General features: G+C 30.7%; 17 protein-coding genes and 1 tRNA gene. 9 read left to right on the plus strand and 9 right to left on the minus strand.

Translation table 11 applies throughout. The features are described 5' to 3' along the window. Positions 1-113: 113 nt before the first annotated feature. Positions 114-689 carry a 1-acyl-sn-glycerol-3-phosphate acyltransferase gene (locus WC223_02060; protein MFA6923014.1) on the minus strand — a complete coding sequence of 192 codons (576 nt, stop codon included), beginning with the start codon at positions 687-689 and terminating at the stop codon, positions 114-116. 128 nt (positions 690-817) lie between these two features. Between WC223_02060 and WC223_02065 the strand changes: the two genes are divergently transcribed. Further along, positions 818-892, plus strand: a tRNA-Val gene (locus WC223_02065). Between the two features lie 53 nt (positions 893-945). Here the strand turns inward: WC223_02065 and WC223_02070 are convergent. From WC223_02070 to WC223_02085, 4 genes are all read right to left on the minus strand, one after another. Next, a complete protein-coding gene (locus WC223_02070) occupies positions 946-1,767 on the minus strand; it encodes an alpha/beta fold hydrolase (GenBank protein ID MFA6923015.1) in 822 nt (273 codons plus the stop codon). Positions 1,768-1,979: 212 nt separating this feature from the next. Further along, positions 1,980-3,038, minus strand: a complete 1,059-nt coding sequence (gene mltG / locus WC223_02075) for an endolytic transglycosylase MltG (GenBank protein ID MFA6923016.1) — start codon at positions 3,036-3,038, stop codon at positions 1,980-1,982. 29 nt (positions 3,039-3,067) lie between these two features. Continuing rightward, on the minus strand, positions 3,068-3,595 hold the full coding sequence (locus tag WC223_02080) for a GNAT family protein (GenBank protein MFA6923017.1): 528 nt from the start codon (positions 3,593-3,595) through the stop codon (positions 3,068-3,070). A 3-nt stretch (positions 3,596-3,598) separates the two neighbouring features. Then, positions 3,599-4,339, minus strand: coding sequence for a hypothetical protein (locus tag WC223_02085; protein ID MFA6923018.1), 741 nt, complete (start codon positions 4,337-4,339; stop codon positions 3,599-3,601). Positions 4,340-4,759: 420 nt separating this feature from the next. Between WC223_02085 and sufB the strand changes: the two genes are divergently transcribed. From sufB to sufD, 5 genes are all read left to right on the plus strand, one after another. After that, entirely contained in the window at positions 4,760-6,202 is a 1,443-nt protein-coding gene (gene sufB / locus WC223_02090) for a Fe-S cluster assembly protein SufB (protein MFA6923019.1), read from the plus strand. 136 nt (positions 6,203-6,338) lie between these two features. Next, positions 6,339-6,959, plus strand: a complete 621-nt coding sequence (locus tag WC223_02095) for a porin family protein (protein ID MFA6923020.1) — start codon at positions 6,339-6,341, stop codon at positions 6,957-6,959. Between the two features lie 32 nt (positions 6,960-6,991). After that, a complete protein-coding gene (sufC, locus tag WC223_02100) occupies positions 6,992-7,744 on the plus strand; it encodes a Fe-S cluster assembly ATPase SufC (protein ID MFA6923021.1) in 753 nt (250 codons plus the stop codon). A gap of 143 nt (positions 7,745-7,887) precedes the next feature. Then, entirely contained in the window at positions 7,888-8,700 is an 813-nt protein-coding gene (locus WC223_02105; GenBank protein ID MFA6923022.1) for a hypothetical protein, read from the plus strand. A 5-nt stretch (positions 8,701-8,705) separates the two neighbouring features. Then, positions 8,706-10,043 (plus strand): Fe-S cluster assembly protein SufD, encoded by a 1,338-nt coding sequence (gene sufD, locus WC223_02110; GenBank protein ID MFA6923023.1) that lies wholly within the window; start codon positions 8,706-8,708, stop codon positions 10,041-10,043. Between the two features lie 182 nt (positions 10,044-10,225). Here sufD and WC223_02115 read toward each other — a convergent pair whose 3' ends face one another. The 3 genes from WC223_02115 to WC223_02125 form a co-directional block, all read right to left on the minus strand. After that, on the minus strand, positions 10,226-10,753 hold the full coding sequence (locus WC223_02115; GenBank protein ID MFA6923024.1) for a hypothetical protein: 528 nt from the start codon (positions 10,751-10,753) through the stop codon (positions 10,226-10,228). 91 nt (positions 10,754-10,844) lie between these two features. Continuing rightward, complete coding sequence (locus WC223_02120; GenBank protein ID MFA6923025.1) at positions 10,845-11,726, minus strand: serine acetyltransferase; 882 nt, start codon at positions 11,724-11,726, stop codon at positions 10,845-10,847. 202 nt (positions 11,727-11,928) lie between these two features. Continuing rightward, positions 11,929-12,882 carry an NAD(P)-dependent oxidoreductase gene (locus tag WC223_02125; protein ID MFA6923026.1) on the minus strand — a complete coding sequence of 318 codons (954 nt, stop codon included), beginning with the start codon at positions 12,880-12,882 and terminating at the stop codon, positions 11,929-11,931. A gap of 124 nt (positions 12,883-13,006) precedes the next feature. On the opposite strand from WC223_02125, the gene WC223_02130 reads away from it, so the two are divergent. The 3 genes from WC223_02130 (at position 13,007) to WC223_02140 (ending at position 17,734) form a co-directional block, all read left to right on the plus strand. Then, positions 13,007-14,953 carry a KUP/HAK/KT family potassium transporter gene (locus WC223_02130; protein MFA6923027.1) on the plus strand — a complete coding sequence of 649 codons (1,947 nt, stop codon included), beginning with the start codon at positions 13,007-13,009 and terminating at the stop codon, positions 14,951-14,953. Between the two features lie 31 nt (positions 14,954-14,984). Next, positions 14,985-15,698: a bifunctional demethylmenaquinone methyltransferase/2-methoxy-6-polyprenyl-1,4-benzoquinol methylase UbiE gene (gene ubiE / locus WC223_02135; GenBank protein ID MFA6923028.1), complete on the plus strand. Its 714-nt coding sequence runs from the start codon at positions 14,985-14,987 to the stop codon at positions 15,696-15,698. Positions 15,699-15,850: 152 nt separating this feature from the next. Next, positions 15,851-17,734, plus strand: a complete 1,884-nt coding sequence (locus WC223_02140) for a hypothetical protein (GenBank protein MFA6923029.1) — start codon at positions 15,851-15,853, stop codon at positions 17,732-17,734. 236 nt (positions 17,735-17,970) lie between these two features. Here WC223_02140 and WC223_02145 read toward each other — a convergent pair whose 3' ends face one another. Then, on the minus strand, positions 17,971-19,470 hold the full coding sequence (locus tag WC223_02145; protein MFA6923030.1) for an IS1634 family transposase: 1,500 nt from the start codon (positions 19,468-19,470) through the stop codon (positions 17,971-17,973). Between the last annotated feature and the right edge of the window lie 116 nt (positions 19,471-19,586).

Genomic DNA, 19,586 nt, shown 5'->3' on the forward strand with positions numbered 1-19,586 from the left:
CCCAACCGCCCCAAAGCAAACTTTTAACTATTGAAAGCAAAAAGAGAAACAACTAACAAAAAAAATGTATTCAATAATTAAAAAAGTTTGTTTTTTATAAATCATTTGTGGCATTAACTATTGGAAGACATTTGCAAATTTTGAGAACTTAAATTAAAGTTTTCGGGATATTTGGCGGTTTTATCTTTATAAAAATTTTCGATATAAACGAAATCTTTTTCAAAATTATCGGTAGGATAAAATATTTCAGTCAAACCTGTTTCTTTTTTTAAATAGTCAATATGTCCGAGTACTATAGGAACATTGGCTTTTACAGCTATATAGTAAAATCCGCGTTTCCAGTTTTTCTGCAATTTCCTTGTGCCTTCAGGAGTAATCAGCACTATAAGTTTTTCATTATTTTCAAACATTTTAATGGTTTCGTTTACTACATTAACCCCTTTGCTTCTGTCAATAGGAACTGCGCCAAGTGCTTTCAAAATATATCCTAATGGAAAAAAGAAAAATTCTTTTTTAATTAAAGTTTTTGCTTTTATTCCTAATGCAAATAAGCTAACCCTTCCGTAGAAAAAATCCCAGTTTGAAGTGTGAGGAATAGAAAGCATAACATATTTCTTTATTTCGGGAGGAACATAGTTAATTGTTTTCCATCCTGTAATGCGTAATAATAGTTTGGAAATGTATTTCATTGTTGATATAGAAAATATAATCTCAAATCAGAAATATTTTGTAAAAATAGCACAATGCTATTTATTAATAATAAAAATGCATCTCTATTTTTTTATATTTAAAAAGTTTTTATATTTGCATTTCTTTAGGGAGCATAGCTCAGCTGGTTCAGAGCATCTGCCTTACAAGCAGAGGGTCCTTGGTTCGAATCCATGTGCTCCCACAAAGGTTCCTGACTACGGAACTTTTTTTATTTTTCAGAAAAATTATAAAAAACTATTTAAGGAATGCTTTTATTTCCTCAAAATACTTTGTTTTATTAATTGAAAAAGTATTCTCACACGTAGCACCTTTCACAATATACGTTGTTGTAACACCACTTTTAAGTTTCGCAACTTCACGAATGTATGACGGATTATAAATTTCTTCTTTTTCACCTGCAATAAGCAAAATACCCGTAATGCCTCCGCCTTTTGAATCAAAAGCATATTTAGGTTCAAGCAGCGTTTTATTATATCCTAAAGGAAGTTTAAGTTCGGCTCCAGTTTTTTCTTTAATTATTTTTTGAATTGATTCGAAATCGAGATATGGTGAATCTGCAATGATTTTGCTTACTTCGGGATGATTAGCACCAATGCTAAGCGATAAGCCCGCTCCTATTCCTGCTCCGTATAAATGAACAGCACGAAATCTCGAATAATATTTTTTTACATGAGTTAAAACGGCTTCAACATCCTTTTCAAATTGTGCATATATGTAAAACGTTTTATTAATATTAAAATCGGAACTTTTTCCATAACCTCTGTAATCATAAGTTATAACATTATATCCAAGTGAAAGAAAATTGCTTGCCTGTTCAATCAAATCAGCCATATTGCCATTACCACTGGCACTCATTATCATTACTTTGCTTGATGACGGCTCATTTGATTTAAAAAGCCATCCGTACAGAACCAAATTGTCTTCTGTTTGAATATTTAATTCTTCGAAGTTCATTCCATAATCGGCAGGAGTAATAGAATAAGTTCTGGAAGGATTAAGTGAAAACGAACAATTCCAGAGTACCGCAAAAACTGTTATTAAAAATATTTTTTTCATGATTATTAGGTTTTTAGATTTTAAATTTATGTTTTGTAAAAATAGAGATTATTTGAAATAATAAAAAGAATTTTAACAAAAATTTATAGTGATTAAACAAAGTCATGTAATTATGAAGCAAAAAACAAGCCATGAACTTCACAAATTCAAAAAATAATATTTGCTTTAATAATTTATTATACGCTATCGGGATTAGGCACTTTAGGCACTGATTATTTACGGATATTCATTTCATCAAGTTTTCTTTGATATTTTCCGGCATTCACAAGATGTTGTTCTGCAGTTTTTGCAAAATTGTGATATCCCGAAAAATCTTCTTTTGCACAAAAATAAATATAATTATGTTTTGCATAATTTAAAACCGAAGAAATTGAAGAAACCGACGGAATACAAATGGGACCCGGAGGCAATTCTTTGTTGGCATACGTATTATAAGGCGAAACAACGCTTTTGTGCTTATTCAAAATTCTTTTTATTGTAAAATCATTTAATGCAAATTTAAGTGTAGGGTCGGCTTCCAAAGCTTTATTCATGCGAATTCTGTTTAAATATACACCTGCGATAATTGGTTTTTCGTCATTCATATTGGTTTCCTGCTCAACTATGGAAGCTAAAACAGAGACCTGCTGAAGCGTGAGCCCTGCTTCACCGGCTTTTTTTCTTCTATCGTTATTCCAGAATTTGTTATATTCTTTTGCCATTCTTTCAATAAACTTTTCAGCAGTTGTATTCCAGTATATCTGATATGTATTGGGAATAAATAAAACCAATGCATTCTCGCTGTTCAACCCGTATTTCTTCACGTAATCATCGTTGTTCAAAAGCGACAGCAATTCTGTTTTATCGGCTTCGAGTTGATTTGAAATCACTCCCGCAAAATCATTTTTTGTTCTTATACTCTGAAAAACAAGAACAACAGGCGTTTGCTTTCCCGAACGCAAAAGATTCACCAGCTCTTTATTACTCATATTATTTGTAATCTTATACTTTCCGGGATGAATATGTTTTTTATAATGCATCATTTCTGCAACCCATTCAAAAGATTCTCTGTCCTTAATTATTTTCTTTCCTTCAAGTTGTTTGACAACATCATCAAAATCGGAGTTGGTTTTAACATATATGAATTCAAAATCTTTCTGAGCAATATTAGTATTACTGCTATATATTTCGCTGTATAAATTATATAAAGCTGATAAAATAAAAATCAGCAATATTGCCGAAACAATAAGTAAAGCGATTTTATAATTTTTCTTTTTACTTTTTCTAAACATAAATGATAGATTTAATTACTTAAGATACTTTAAGTACCGATTAATTGCAACATAAATTCATCTTCCCATTTATTTCCGCATCTTATCCATTGCTTTTTCAAACCTATTATTTCGAATCCGAACTTTTTAAAAAGATTTAAACTCGAAATATTATCCGATATAATATTGCAATACAGTTGATGTAAATTCAAAACAACAAATGAATATTTAATCAGCAGTTCTAATGATTCCGAAGCATACCCTTTTTTTCTTTCGGAATCATCATAAATTATCAATCCTATTCCTGCTCTTTGATTATTGGCATCAAAATCAAACAAATCGACACAACCGATGGTTTTTGAAGTTTCCAGAATATCAATCATCATTCGTTGCTGCTTTGTTTCATATATATCCGAATGTGCATTAGCAACAAATTCTTCCAATACAAATTTTGAAAATGGAGCAATTGTATTGCTTATATTCCAAACCGACGTATCGTTTTCCAACTTATAAAGAAATTCGATATCGGAAGGTTCCATTGCTCTTAACATTATTTTGCTTCCCCTTATTCCTTCCATATTTTACTTTTTATTTTTAAAATTTTTATTTACTGTATTATTAGAAATTTTACGAAAAGGAATGAATTCATCGGAATATTCAAGTAAGTATTTATCATTTCGGTATAGTAAACATATAGAATTGTTTTGCCTTTGTATTGTGGGGTTTTCATAAGGATTTATTCCGAACAGTACTATTTTGCTTTTTGACATTTTATATCCTTTATAATTTATAGGTGACTCCCAAAATTCAACTTTCAAAGAATACTTGCTTTCCTGATTATAGTCAATCAATGAATCTAGATTTTTATTTTGCTTTTCACTTTCGTGATTTATTTCAATGTCCTTAGTTAATATAAGCTGGTCTTTTTTTATCACAATATCATCTTCATTATTATTTTCCGAAAGCGATGAATTTCTTAATGCTTTAGCAACAGAATCAGCAAATATAGAATCTGGTTTTTCTCTGTATTGTATATCAAGTTGAGAAATATTTTTATTTTCATCCGATGATGAATAATAGTTATATTTCGATTTCCTGAAAATCACATTTTGCTTTTTTGACTGGCGATGAGTGGCTTTTACCATATTTGCTTTTGGTGCAAACATTTCAGATAAGTTATGAGTAATCTTATTAACCTTGTTTTCCGAAAGATGTATACCCGATTGTTTTTCTGTCTGAATTTTAAAAACAATCGCACCAACAACAAATCCTACAATAAGTCCGATAATAAGCACTGCAATTCTGTCACGCTTTTTATTCATAATTTATATTAAAAAAATCAGAATGCAAATTTACTTATTTCTGATTGTAAAACATTATTGTCCGCTAAAATAATTTAATAAATGACACAACGTACTATTTTCAAGGTATTAATATAATATCACCACCTACGGGGCATAATTCCGTGATTTATTTTACAAATATTTTTTTAAAAAAATTCTCCCTTAATTTATGTAACTTTTGTGTGTTCTCATCAAACTCAATAATTAAACAACAAAACAATTTCCTTCACATTTGCAAAAACCTTTAATAAATCTTACTTTTGTTTTTTATTTTTTCGAACTTCGATGTTCGACATTCGGTGTTCGATGTTCGATATTTTTAAAAAAAATAAATTACAAATAAAAAATAATGAATATCGAATAACGAATAATGAAGTTTTTACTAATGACTATTGGCCAATGACCGATGACAATAATAACATATTAAACGAGCTCACACAATCGGATTACAAATACGGATTTACAACCAACATTGAAACCGAATATGCTCCGAAAGGATTGGATGAAAGCACCGTTCGCTATATTTGGGAAAAGAAGCAGGAACCCGATTTCATGCTCGACATTCGGTTGAAAGCATTTCGCTATTGGAAAAAAATTCACGAACCGCGCTGGGCACATCTTAAATATCCCGAAATAGATTATCAGGATATATTTTATTATGCAGCACCAAAGCAAAACAAGCCAACTCCAACAGGAATTGACCCCGAATTAAAAAAAACATTTGATAAACTCGGAATTTCACTTGAAGAACAATTACTGTTATCGGGTGTTGCCGTAGATGCCGTGATGGACAGCATTTCTGTCAAAACTACTTTTTCCGAAACTCTTTCAAAACTCGGAATTATTTTTTGTTCAATAAGTGAAGCAATAAAAAACCATCCCGATTTAATAAAAAAATATCTTGGCAGCGTTGTTCCTTTTACCGATAATTTTTTTGCGACATTGAATACTGCGGTTTTTAGCGATGGCTCGTTTTGTTACATCCCTAAAGGTGTTCGCTGTCCTATGGAATTATCAACGTATTTCAGAATAAATGCACTAAAAACAGGTCAGTTTGAAAGAACATTAATTATTGCCGATGATAATTCTTACGTGAGTTACCTCGAAGGATGCACTGCTCCTGTGCGCGACGAAAACCAATTGCATGCAGCAGTTGTTGAAATTATTGCTCTCGACAATGCAGAAGTAAAATATTCAACTGTTCAGAACTGGTATCCGGGAAACAAAGAAGGCAAAGGTGGTATTTATAATTTTGTTACAAAACGTGGAATTTGTAAAGGCAAAAAATCCAAAATTTCATGGACACAGGTAGAAACGGGCTCTGCTATTACATGGAAATATCCGAGTTGTGTTTTGAAAGGTGAAAGTTCTGTCGGTGAATTTTATTCCGTTGCTGTTACAAATAATTATCAACAGGCAGATACCGGAACGAAAATGCTCCATCTCGGAAAAAATACAAAAAGCACAATTATTTCAAAAGGAATATCGGCAGGGAAAGGACAAAATACATACAGAGGGCTTGTAAAAGTTGCTCAGAAAGCGGAAAATTCACGCAACTACACACAATGTGATTCACTGCTGATGGGTGAAAAATGCGGTGCTCATACATTTCCTTATATTGATGTAAAAAACAAAACTTCCGTTGTTGAACATGAAGCAACGACTTCAAAAATTTCCGAAGACCAGTTGTTCTATTGTCAGCAAAGAGGTATTGATGCTGAAAATGCAATACGATTAATTGTAAACGGGTATGCAAAAGAAGTTTTAAATAAATTACCGATGGAGTTTGCTGTGGAAGCACAAAAGCTGCTTTCGGTAAGCATTGAAGGCAGTGTAGGTTAAAATAATCTTAGCGTATTTGCGCCTCAGCGGTAAAAAAAAACCGCAAAGACGCTAAGATGCAGAGTTCAAAAAAAAAAAAAAATAACATTAATACAGTTTTAAATTTATTTCTTTTTGAATAATAAAAATATCTGATATGAAAAAGTTTGTTTTACTACTTGCTATGTTGCCGTTTATTAGTTGTGCACAAACATTTACATTCGGGTTAAAAGGTGGCTTAAACCTGAATCGCTTGGTTTTTACACAACAAGATTTTACTTCAAGTAATTATAATTTAGGATACACCGGAGGATTGTTTTTCATTTTTCAATCGGAACATTTTTACTTGCAACCAGAAATTATTTTATCCCAAAAAAACGGTAATTATAAATTTTCTTCCTCTGCTGCTCCTGATACTACTTTTTTAAATAAAATTGATTATGTAGATATACCTATGATTGGTGGAATCAGATTTGGAAAACATTTTAAATTAGGAACCGGACCTATTTTTTATATCTTAACGGAAGATGATATAAAATATAAAATTGACGGTAATTCGCTTACCCTTGCCATAAATGATAAATCTTTTAAAACTTTAAACTTTGGATGGCAAACAGGTATTTGTATAGAAGTAGCTCATTTTTTATTTGAATTTCGTTATGAATATGGCATTAATCATTTAATTAAAGAAGTCAAAATTCCTAAATCAAATACTACACTTAAGCCGATAGCAAAAAATAACTTATTTCAATTGACTGTGGGATTAAGGTTTTTATAAGAGTTATATTATTAATTTTCAAATTTAAAATCATGTTATCAATAAAAAATCTACGAGTATCTGTCAACAACAAAGAAATTCTGAAAGGAATAAATCTTGAAGTCAAAGCAGGAGAAGTGCATGCTGTAATGGGACCGAATGGTTCGGGAAAAAGCACATTGGCTTCGGTTCTTGCTGGTCGTGAAATTTTTGAAGTTACTTCGGGTGAAGTAAAATATAAAGGAAAAAATTTATTAAAGATGTTGCCCGAAGAACGTGCGAGAGAAGGAATATTTCTTGGTTTCCAATATCCTGTGGAAATTCCCGGAGTAAGCATGCTCACTTTTATGCGAACTGCAATTAATGAAGTTCGTAAATATAGAAATCTCGAACAGTTAGACATGAAGCAATTTATGACACTTGTTGACGAAAAAAAACTTCTTGTTGAATTTGAAAGAAGAATGGAAAATCGTTCGGTAAATGAAGGTTTCTCGGGTGGCGAAAAAAAGAAAAATGAAATTTTTCAAATGGCAATGCTTGAGCCAACACTTGCCATTCTTGACGAAACTGACTCGGGACTTGATATTGACGCATTACGTGTTGTTGCAAACGGAATAAATAAATTAAAAACAAAAGATAATGCAACGATTGTGATTACTCATTATCAGCGATTGCTTGAATATATAATTCCTGATTATGTTCATGTTTTATACGATGGAAAATTTGTAAAATCAGGCGGCAAAGAACTTGCACTTGAATTGGAAATTAAAGGTTATGATTGGATTAAAAAAGAGATTGAACAATAGACATTATAAAAGACAAATTAATAAAATAAATGTAACAAAACCTAAATTGGACATTGAATGTAAGAAAAATCGCAAATTTAAAACATCCAACATCTAACTTCCAGTTTTACTAATCAAAAACAATAATATTTAAGCATATTGTTATGAAAACCAAATTTAACTACTTGCTAATTGCAATTTCTTTTTCGACTTTATTCTCCTGTAATAACAATAAAGTTTCTGAAAAAAGTGATGCTTTAAAGAAAGATTCATTGAAAAAAAATTCCATTAAAAAATCAGTTTCAAAAAATAATGGTATTGATATTGAAAATACAAATATTATTTACATTGCAAAATACACAATTAACATTAAAAAAGTTGATTATAAACTTTTGAAAAATGCTTATGAGGAAATGAAAGAAAAAGTTCACAAAAACTCCGGTAATTATTATGAAGCACAGGTGAAATTTGAGAAACAGATTGCTAATAAATACAAAACTATTTTTAAAAGAAATAAAGACATACTAAAAGTTTTTAATGGATATATTTTTTTGAATAATAAAAATAATATTGATTCAACTCAAAATTATGGATACACTTTTGATAGTTATTTTCCTAAATCAAAAAGCTGTTTAATTTATGTTGGATATGAAAACAGATATAAATATATCCTATATAATAAAATTTCATCAACTCGTGTTACATTAGACGGAATGCCATATTTCTCTGAGAATGGCAATAAATTTGTTTCACTAACAATTCCTGATGTAAAAAATAAAACTCAAGGAAAAATTTCTTATTATGAAATAAGCGATTATTATTTTAATTTAATTGGAAGTTTTGAGCTAAATAGTAAATTCGTACCATCAAATGCAAGATGGATTGAAGATAATAAGTTTATTGTAGAGTTCAAAAGTATTGGGAACAATGAAAATGAAGAGAAAAAATATTTTGAATTTACAATGAACATAAAATAACTTACATGAATAGGTTTATTGAAATTTTTGAGGAAAATAAAAACAAAATTATTTCAGATAGTTTACAATATCTGAAAAATATACAATTGGAATCTTTTGAAAATTTTAAGATGCTTGGTATTCCGGCAATAAAAAACGAAGAGTGGCTGCATACTGATATTTCAAAAGTTATAAATCCGGAATATAATTTTTCTTTAGAGCCGCCAAAAATTGAATTTAACATTGATGATTTTTTTAAATGTGATATTCCGCAATTAGATACTTATATGTTTGTAATTGTTAACGGCTGGTTTCCGCAACAATTAAAATTAATTAATGAATACGAAAATGGTTTGATTATTGGAAGCTTTGCCGAAGCACAAAAAAAATATCCGGAAATAATTGAAAAACATTTTTCAAAATATATTAATGTCGCAGAAGATGGTCTTTCAGCTTTAAATACTGCTTTTGCAAAGGATGGAATATTTATTTATGTTCCCGAAAATTTAATTCTCGAAAAACCGATTCAACTTGTTTACATTGTTTATTCAACGGAAGACATAATTGTTCAACATAGAAATCTTATTATTGCCGAAAAAAAATCACAGGCAAAAATTGTTATCTGCGACCATTCACTGCATTTTAATAAAAGTTTTACCAATGCTGCAACTGAAATATTTGTCGGAGAGAATGCAAGCATAGATTATTACAAAATTCAAAATTCAAGTAACAACACTTCGCAAAACACTATCACACAAGTACAGCAGGAGCGAAACAGTAAGTTTTTATCAAACGTTATAACTTTACATGGCGGATTTATAAGAAATAATCTGAATGTAAAACTTAATGCCGAAGGTTGTCAGACAAATTTATACGGACTCTATTTATGCGACAAAGAACAGCATATAGATAATCACACTTTCATTGAGCATGGATTTCCTAATTGTTCGAGTGATGAAAAATACAAAGGGATTTTAGACGATAAGTCGGAAGGCGTTTTCAGAGGAAAGATTTTAGTTCAACCGAATGCCCAGAAAACCATAGCATTTCAAGCAAACAACAATTTACTGCTCAGCAATAATGCTTCAGTAAATTCAGAACCACAACTTGAAATTTATGCCGACGACGTAAAATGCAGTCATGGCGCTACAATCGGACAGTTGGATACGGATGCATTGTTTTACCTGCGTTCACGAGGCATCAGCAATGAAGAAGCCCGAATGATGCTGATGCACACTTATGCTTCCGAAATTATAAATAAAATAAATATTGAACCACTGAAAGAAAGAATGAATGATTTGGTTTCAAAACGTTTGCGCGGAGAACTTTCCCGTTGTAATCATTGTTTTATAAAATGTTGCTGAAACCAATTCAGTAGTCGGTAATCAGTAACCAATTGGTAGCTGAAATATTAATCAATAAATTTCCAAGTAGTTTTCAGAACTGTTTTAAAGCAGAATAAATTTTTCTAATCTACACCTCAAACATTTAACTATCGTTTCTTATCTGCTAAATACCAGTATGGTTAGTGGTTACTGATTACCGACTAACGTACAAGTATTTTCAGCAAATCCTCTTCAAGTGTTTTACCGGGAGTTTCAACAATTCTGCCTTTTTCTTTTGCATTATTAAAAACAATAAATGTTGGATTTTTTTCTATTTTTAAATCTGTAACCGGTAAATTACCTGCTTTTTTATTTCTGTTAACACAAATAAATTCAATGTTTTCAGGATTGTATTTTATTATATTAAAGATTTTAATAAATCTCGGAATTTGTATTTTGCTGTCGCTGCACCATGTGCCTAATATGACTTTAATTTTAATATTTTCATTTTCTTTAAGCTTTAGCAACGAATCTATTTTTTCAAGTATCATTATATTGGGCTTGTATCCTTCATATTCGTTAGTATAAGAATCAATAAAATCCACTGTTTTGAATCCATTCAAATCACATAATCCTATAAGAATTTCTTTACCCGAAACTGAATCAGTGGTTTTTTTATTCAATTCCTGAGAGTAGCTGCTGAGTGCACACTGCAATAAAACAGCAATTAAAAAGATTTTTGTTTTCATGTATTTAAATTTTAGTGATTATTTTTTTTATCTTTTTTAGTTTCCTGTTTGCATTTGTGCACACCCCATTCTACAAGATAATGACGAATAATTATTTCTGTTTATTCTGCATAACTTTTGTATCAGGAGGCACATCTTTTGTTATCCAGATATTTCCACCGATAACAGAACCCCTGCCAATAGTATTTCTTCCAAGTATTGTGGCATTTGAATAAATAATAACATCATCCTCAACAATAGGATGTCGTGGAACACCCTTCATAGGATTACCTTTTTCATCAACAGGAAAACTCTTTGCTCCCAAAGTAACTCCCTGATAAATCCTTACATTTTTTCCTATTATTGTTGTTTCACCAATAACGACACCAGTGCCATGGTCAATAAAAAAATATTCGTCAATTGAAGCACCGGGATGAATATCAATACCCGTTTCAGAGTGCGACATTTCGGCAATGATTCGAGGTATCAGAGGAACATCAAGCAAAACCAACTCATGCGCTATGCGATGATTAGTTAAAGCAAATATACTGGGATAACAAAATATTGCTTCCCCATAAGTTTTTGCAGCAGGGTCGCCGTTAAATGCCGCAATTACATCTGTTGAAAGCAAATGCTTTATTTTCGGCAATCTTGAAATAAACTCTTTTGCAATTTCCCTTGAATTATTTTCGCAATTCAAACATGAGTCATCATCTTTTTCGCACGAAAAACAAAATCCCCTTTTGATTTGTTCGGCAAGCAATCTGAATACTTTGTCAACATTAGCTCCAATATAATAATTCAATGATTCGGGACGCACATCAGAATTTCCGAAATAACCTGGAAATAAAACTCCCCTTAATAATGAAACTATTTCATTAAGTTCAGTAATAGATGGCATAGGGACTTCATGGAACTTGCGGTGATACAAAAATTCGTATTCTTTTGTACTACCAAGTTGTTTAATTATTTTATCAAAATCTGTATTTTGCATTTTCATTATATTTATTAATAAAAAAACAAATTTATAAATTAACTTTCAATAATAAAATTATTTGCAGCTAAATGCAATGTCGATTTCAAATAGTTTAAAGTTTCGGGATTTTGTTGTTAGTTGCACAACTTCATTATTCAATGTTCAATATTCGGTGTTCGATATTATTTTTAACAATTCAACCACAAACGTTTTTCACTATTCATTTAAATTTATTTCTGATTTTTTTCAAAATCACCTCTGCGTGTTTTAAAGCAGATTCTTCTGTTTGTCCTGCAATGTGAGGTGTTAAAATAACTTTATCGGAATTAATAAGATATTTAAAACTTTTATTATTTATTTTATTAAGATTTTCAAATGCTGAATTTTCATATTCCAAAACATCAAGTGCTGCTCCACGAATTTTTCCTGACTTTATGTTTTTCACTAAATCATCAGTTTTTATAATCTGTCCTCTTGATGTATTTATTAAAAAAATATTTTTTTTGAATTTATTTAAAAAATTATCATCAACCATATAATGAGTTTCACTTGTCAGGGGAAGATGAATGCTCAAAATATCGGCTTCACTAAATAAAGTACTGATGCTTGATTCCGTAACATATTTATCGGAATACTTCTTTTTATATTTATCATACGCCAGAATTTTTGCATCAAATCCCGATAATCTTTTTGCAAATGCACTTCCTGTATTTCCATATCCGATAATACCTATTGTTTTCCCTGAAATTTCCATTCCTTTATTTTCCTTTCTGTTCCATATTTTATTTTTTATCTGTTTATCGGCTTTGTTAATATTTTTCAATAATGAAAGGAGTAATCCTAATGCATGTTCTCCCACGGCATCTCTGTTTCCTTCGGGAGAATTTATGCAGGAAATTCCTTTTTTTTCAGCATATTTTACATCAATATTTTCCATGCCCGAACCTATTCTTGCAATAAATTTCAGTTTCTTCGCTTTATCAATCAAATTGCTGTCAACTCCTATTTTACTTCTTAAAACAATACCAAAACAATCATATATCTTATTTTCTATTTCACTTTTTGTTATTTCAGGTGAATAAATGCACGAAAAATCCGCTTTTTTCAGTTCTTTCAACAGAAAATCATGAACTGAATCAACTATCAATATTTTGTTCTCCAAATTTTTCATCATATCCGAATTTAAAATGTACAAAAATACTAAAAATGCAAAAGGAGGGAAAAGAAAAAATAATATTTCGATATAAATAAAATGTATCAAAAAAGAATTAAATTTGCACTCCTTTTTTATTTTTTATATGACAAGTGAAGCATTAAAAAAATTAGATAAAATAACTTTTCCCGGAGTACTCATTGCACTTGGCATAGTTTTCGGAGACCTTGGCACATCACCACTTTACGTTTTAAGAGCCATTACCGGACATACACCTATTGACAGCAACATGACATTAGGTGCTGTTTCATGTATTTTCTGGACATTAACTTTTCAAACTTCCATAAAATACATTTACTTAACGCTGAAAGCTGACAATAAGGGAGAAGGTGGTATTTTCTCGCTTTATGCACTTGTTAAAAGAACAAAAGTAAAGTGGCTTATTTTACCTGCCATTATTGGAGGAAGCATGCTTCTGGCAGATGGCATAATAACACCTGCAATTACTATTTCTTCTTCTGTTGAAGGATTGAAAGCAATATATCCCGATTTCCAAACGGTTCCGGTTGTTTTAATTATTCTATGTGGCTTATTTTTCTTTCAACAGTTTGGAACTGTTATTGTGGGAGAGTCATTTGGACCTATCATGGTTATTTGGTTTACAATGCTTGCTATTATCGGAGGCATTCATCTTCCGGGAAACTTATGGGTTTTCAAAGCTGTAAATCCATATTATGCTTATAATTTACTTGTTCATTATCCCGGTGGTTTCTGGTTGCTTGGTGCAATTTTTCTTTGTACTACCGGTGCTGAAGCTTTGTATTCAGATATAGGACACTGCGGTAGAAACAATATCAGAGTTAGTTGGTTATTTGTAAAAATAACTTTACTTATTAATTACTTCGGTCAAACAGCATGGTTGATTAATCATTCAGGAGAAACACTCAACGGAACAAACCCATTTTTCAGAGTTGTTCCCGATTGGTTTTTAATACCAAGCATTATTATTGCAACAATTGCTTCTATTATTGCAAGTCAGGCGATAATAAGCGGAGCATACACTCTCATAAGTGAAGCCATACACCTTAACTTTTGGCCAAAAATGAAAATTTCATATCCCACAAATCAAAGGGGACAACTGTATATACCAACAGTAAACTGGATATTGTTTTTGGGATGCTGTGGAGTTGTGCTTTATTTGCAGGATTCATCAAAAATGGAAGCAGCTTATGGGTTGGCAATAATTTTCACAATGCTTATGACTACTATATTATTAAGCTATTACATGGTGCTTAAACGTTACAACATAATATTTATAATACTTATTTTATCCACATTCGTTTTTATTGAAGCATCTTTTTTAATTGCAAATCTCAAAAAATTCACCAATGGAGGATGGATTACTTTATTTATTGCAACTTTGCTGTCAACAATAATGTACTTCTGGTATCATGGTCGTAAAATCAGAAATAAATATCTGCAATTCATTTATGTTGAAAAATACCTGAAAATCCTTTCTGAAATTTCAAAAGACAAATCCATACCAAAATTCGCAACTCATTTGGTTTACGTAATTAAAGCCGACAGGATAAATGAAATTGAAGCAAAAGTTTTCTATTCGATAATTGAGAAACATCCCAAAAGGGCTGATTTATATTGGTTCCTTCACGTTGATGTACATGACGAACCACACATGCGCGATTATAAAGTAACGGAATTAATTCATAAAACTGCATATAGAATTGATTTTAAACTCGGCTTCAGAGTAATCCCAAGATTAAACATTATGTTCAGAAAAGTATTAAATGATATGGTTGCAAATAAAGAAATTGATATAAAAAGCCGTTACGATTCATTAAGTAAAACCGAGGTTACAGGAGATTTCCGTTTTGTTTTTATTGAAGAAACTTTATCTCACGATAACGATTTGAGTATTTATGAAAAAATTGTTCTGGATGCATATTTTTATTTACGCCACATAAGTTTACCCGATGTAAAAGCTTATGGGCTTGACTCAAGTTTGATAACATTTGAACAATATCCATTAATGATTTCGCCCGCCAGAGATGTTAATCTTAAAAGAATTCACTGAATTTCTTCTTAATTAAATATCCGAAAAAAAGTTGAAAAGCAATATTCCTAAAGAAAAAAAAGTTATTGAAGCAATGTTCAATAATATTGCTCACAGGTATGATTTTCTTAATCACTTGCTTTCAGGAGGATTCGACATTATATGGAGAAGAAAAGTCGTTAATGTTTTAAAAAAACACAACCCCAAAACTATACTTGATATTGCAACAGGTAGTGGTGATATGGCAATAAATGCTATAAAGATAAATCCCGATAAAATTATCGGAATAGATATTTCGGAAGAAATGCTTTCTGTAGCAATTGAAAAAATCAAGAAAAGAAAACTTGAAAACAAAATAGAAATCATTAAAGCCGATGCGGAAAATCTGGAATTTGCAGACAACACTTTTGATGCAATAACAGTTTGTTTCGGAGTAAGAAACTTCGAAAATCTCGAAAAAGGACTGAAAGAAATACACAGAGTTTTGAAACCGAACGGTATTGTTGTAATACTTGAATTTTCAAAACCAAAAACACCTGTTATCAAAGAATTATATGAATTTTATTTAAAAAAGGTTATTCCGTTTATCGGAAAAAAAGTATCAAATAATATTATTGCTTATGAATATTTGTATGATTCGGTTACTGATTTTCCCAAAGGAATAAAGTTTATTGAAATACTGGAAGAACTTGAATTTATAAATTGCAAATATGAAAAAATCACCTTCGGTATAACAATACTTTACATGGCTTTAAAAAAAAATTAACAAAAAATTCAATACTTTTTAAAATATATAAAAAATTTTATTGTATTTTGCACACAGCTTTTTAAAATTCAAATTTTTAATTTTTTGGCATTTTTTTAATACTTTTGCAAGTAAATTAATGTAATTTTCAACTTAGATTTAAATTTATGTTTATGAAAAAAATAATTGTAATTGTAATTTTAACAGGAATCTTCATAAGCAATACGTTTGCTCAAAAAGCCATCACGGTTCCGCAAGAGGTTTCAACAAGCTTTGCAAAAAAAATTCCAAATATCAAACCATCATGGACAGCTGCCGATACGAATTATGTCGCATCATTCAAGTTTGAAGGAAGTGATACAAAAGCAACTTTCGCTAACAATGGAACATGGCTCGAAACAGCAACGCCCATAAGCTCAAAAGAACTGCCGGGAGCAACAAGTGATTTTATAAAAAAAACATTTTTTAAGGACCCATCAAATGTGCTTTTTAAAGTAAAAGAGATATATCTGAAAGAAACACCTTCGGGGATGATTTATTATGTGACAGTTAGAGAAGTCGCTATAGAAGGACTGATTGAAATGACTTTTAAAACAAACGGAGCAGTAATATCTTCTACCGACCAGCAAGGAGCAAGTTTTGATATCGGTGGCTATATTCCTAAAAACAAAATTGTCATAAAAAAAGTTGTTCCTGACGAACCAGAAGAAGAAACCACTTCTAATACAAAAAAAACGGAAAATTTATCTTTTAAACCTAAAAGTGTAGCTCCAGCAAGCTTGCCATATCCTATCACATTTTACCTCGATACAACAATAACAGCAGGCAATTATACAATAAAAGAAGCATTTTTAATGAGAAACACCAATGGTGAAAATGTATTTTTTGTTAATATAATAAAAAAAGGAGAAACAGCAGTACAAAACGATTATTTTAACCCTAAAGGGTACCATATTGAAAATCCGGACAGTGTTCCCAAAGCCAAAGATTCCATTATATACAGTTTTTCGCCGAAAACTGTTGCGGAAGCAAATGCAAGAGAACTAAAAAAAGCCGAATTATTAAAGCAAAAACAAAAAGAAGAAAAAGAAAAAGCTGATAAGGAAAAAGCTGAAGCAGAAAAAATACAGAAAGCAGAAAAAGAAAAGGCTGACAAGGAAAAAGCTGAAGAAGAAAAGAAGCAAAAAGAATTGAAAGCAGAAGAATTGAAGCGTCAGAAAGAAGAAAAAGCACAAGCCGAAAAGGAAAAAGCTGAAGAAGCAAAGAAACAAAAAGAGCAAAAAGCAGAAGAGTTGAAACGCCAGAAAGAAGAAAAAGAAAAAGCCGAAAAAGAAAGATATAAAACTGTTGACAATTCATCACCAGAAGAAATTCTGAAATCGGTAAAGGAAACCGAAGTTCCGCCAAAAGTGATTGCAAACCTGAAGAAAAAATTTAAAAATCCGGAATTTATAAAATGGTTCACATTAAGTAACGACTATGTGGGAATGTTTAAAATGCCAAAATCGACAGAAAATGATACTACAAAGGCAGAATATACGCCGGATGGAGTATGGGTGAAAACTCACACAGAAATGGATCCCAATAGTATGCCTGACTTGGTTTATTCATATATAGATGCAAATTTAAAAAAGCAAAAGATAATAAGAGCAAGACATGTTGTTAATGCTAAAAGAGACGATTATTATCAGGTTAAACTATCAAAGAAAGAAGACCAATATACAACAGTTATCAACGAAGTTCTTCTTGATAAAATGGGAAAACCTTATAAAAAGAAAGAAGACGCCAAAAAGCCAACAACTCCAAAAACAAATTCGGGAGGAACACAAAAAACAACTCCAGCTGGGACTCAACCAAAAAAACCTGTTACAACAAAACCTGCTACCAAAAAACCTGTTACAATAAATCAAAAAAATCTTCCTGTTGATACAATTTTAGGTATAACGTATGATACTGTTTCTGCTCCTATTCAAACTCCAATAGATACAATTTCAAAACCGAAAACAACACCTAAATCAACAAAACCTAAAACTGCACCAAAGAAAACAACACCATAAAATATTTTGTTATTAAACAAAAAAGAAGCTACTTTAAAATTCGTAGCTTCTTTTTTGTTTTTAAAAGTACCCTTTAATAAACTTCCTTATTAAAGAAATAAATTTAGTGCAACCTCATATAAATAAACTTCTAATTATTGTATCTGCAATAATTTTTCCATTATTGGAAAGCAAAAAAATATTATTTTTATTTATCATTTTTTCACTTCTCACAAATTTATCCTGAGTTGTGACAATTAGTGCGGTAACAAATTCCATTTTTTTATTAGTTGACTTAAATTGCTTTTAACAATCTTATCTGTAGGCGATATAAATTTAAATTTCTCTTTAGTCAATTTGTCTTGAATATAAATTTCTGTAATGTTCCACACTAAAAATCTAATTTCTCTTAATGATAATTTTGTTGTTATTTCAAGATATTTTTCAATTATCAAAGCAACAAAACAAATAAGAATGTGAGAGCGTATTGCATCTTCGTTCTGATGATATATAGGTCGAGATTGCAAATCGAATTTGCTCATTCTGAAAGATTGCTCTATATGCCAAAGCTGGTGGTATCGTTCTATTACAACTTCATTTGATAATTGTTTTTCGGGTAAATTTGTACAGTATCCTTTTATTCCGAGAATGAGTTTTCTTTTTTCAATTAATTCGGTATTTAGCTCTATTTTTTCTTTAGAGATTCTTTTTACAAATTTGGCTTTTGTACCTAACGATTGCTTTGCCACTAATTCATTTGCTTTCTGAATTAGCTTATTTAAATCATTTAAATCTTTCTTGTATCGTTTTTGAGAAAAATCACATATCAAATCACCATGTCGTGATGAGAAGCGAGCAATGGCTCCATGCTTGCCATTCAATGTGCTATGAATCTTTTTTATCAATTCTAAATTAGCATTTGATAAGCGTGCTCCTACGATATATGATATTTTCTTTTGTTTGAGTTCGTTTAATCTTTCTTCATCAAGCATTGCTGCGTCTGCTACTATGATTGGTTTTGTTTTAGGGTGTTGTAAAACAAAATTTTCAACTATTGGTAGCATTGTTTTTCCTTCAAATGTATTTCCTGCAAAAACTTGATAGGACAAAGGAAATCCAGATTGAGTAGTTAATAACCCGATTACAATTTGAGGTTGTTGTGATTTATTATCTTTTGAAAACCCTTGTATTTTGAAATCATCTGCATTAAATGATTCAAAATATAATGTTGTTACATCATAAAGAACAAAATAAAAAGGTTCATTAAATCTCTCTCGAGCTATATTGTATGCACATTCTTCTATAAATGATTTATGAATTATAAGCTTTGGAATATTACGATAAATTCGTTGCGAATATTTTATTCCAAAATAGTGTGATAACAATTCTATTGAACGCTGTTTCGATGCAGGTTCAATCAACCTCATAATGGATAAGTCGATTATAAGACTTGGCAAACCCGATAATCCACATTCTTCGATGCAGCTTGTGAAAAATTGAAATGTGAAATTGTGCGTCACAGCTATGCATTCGCTTCTATCTACAAGCAATATTTTTTGTTTTTGTTCTTGGAATAGTTTTGTTTGCGAAGTTTGTTCTTCAATCCAATCTAACGCTTTTCGTTGCAAAACAACTATCTCAGCATCTATATTAGAACTTCCAATGTGTTTAAATACTTTTGATCGATGACCAAAATATTGAACAACCTGAATTGCTGTTGACCCAGATTTTGTTTTAACTTTTCTTACAGAATACATACCACAAAAATACACATTAGTGCGGTAAAATTCATTTTTTTAGATTATAAACTCCTTATTTTCTGATGTTTGTTTTTTTGGAATTTTAAATTTTTAGCAAATGTCACAACTCAGGA

Source organism: Bacteroidales bacterium (assembly GCA_041671145.1).
Taxonomy (GTDB): Bacteria; Bacteroidota; Bacteroidia; order Bacteroidales; family JAHJDW01; genus JAQUPB01.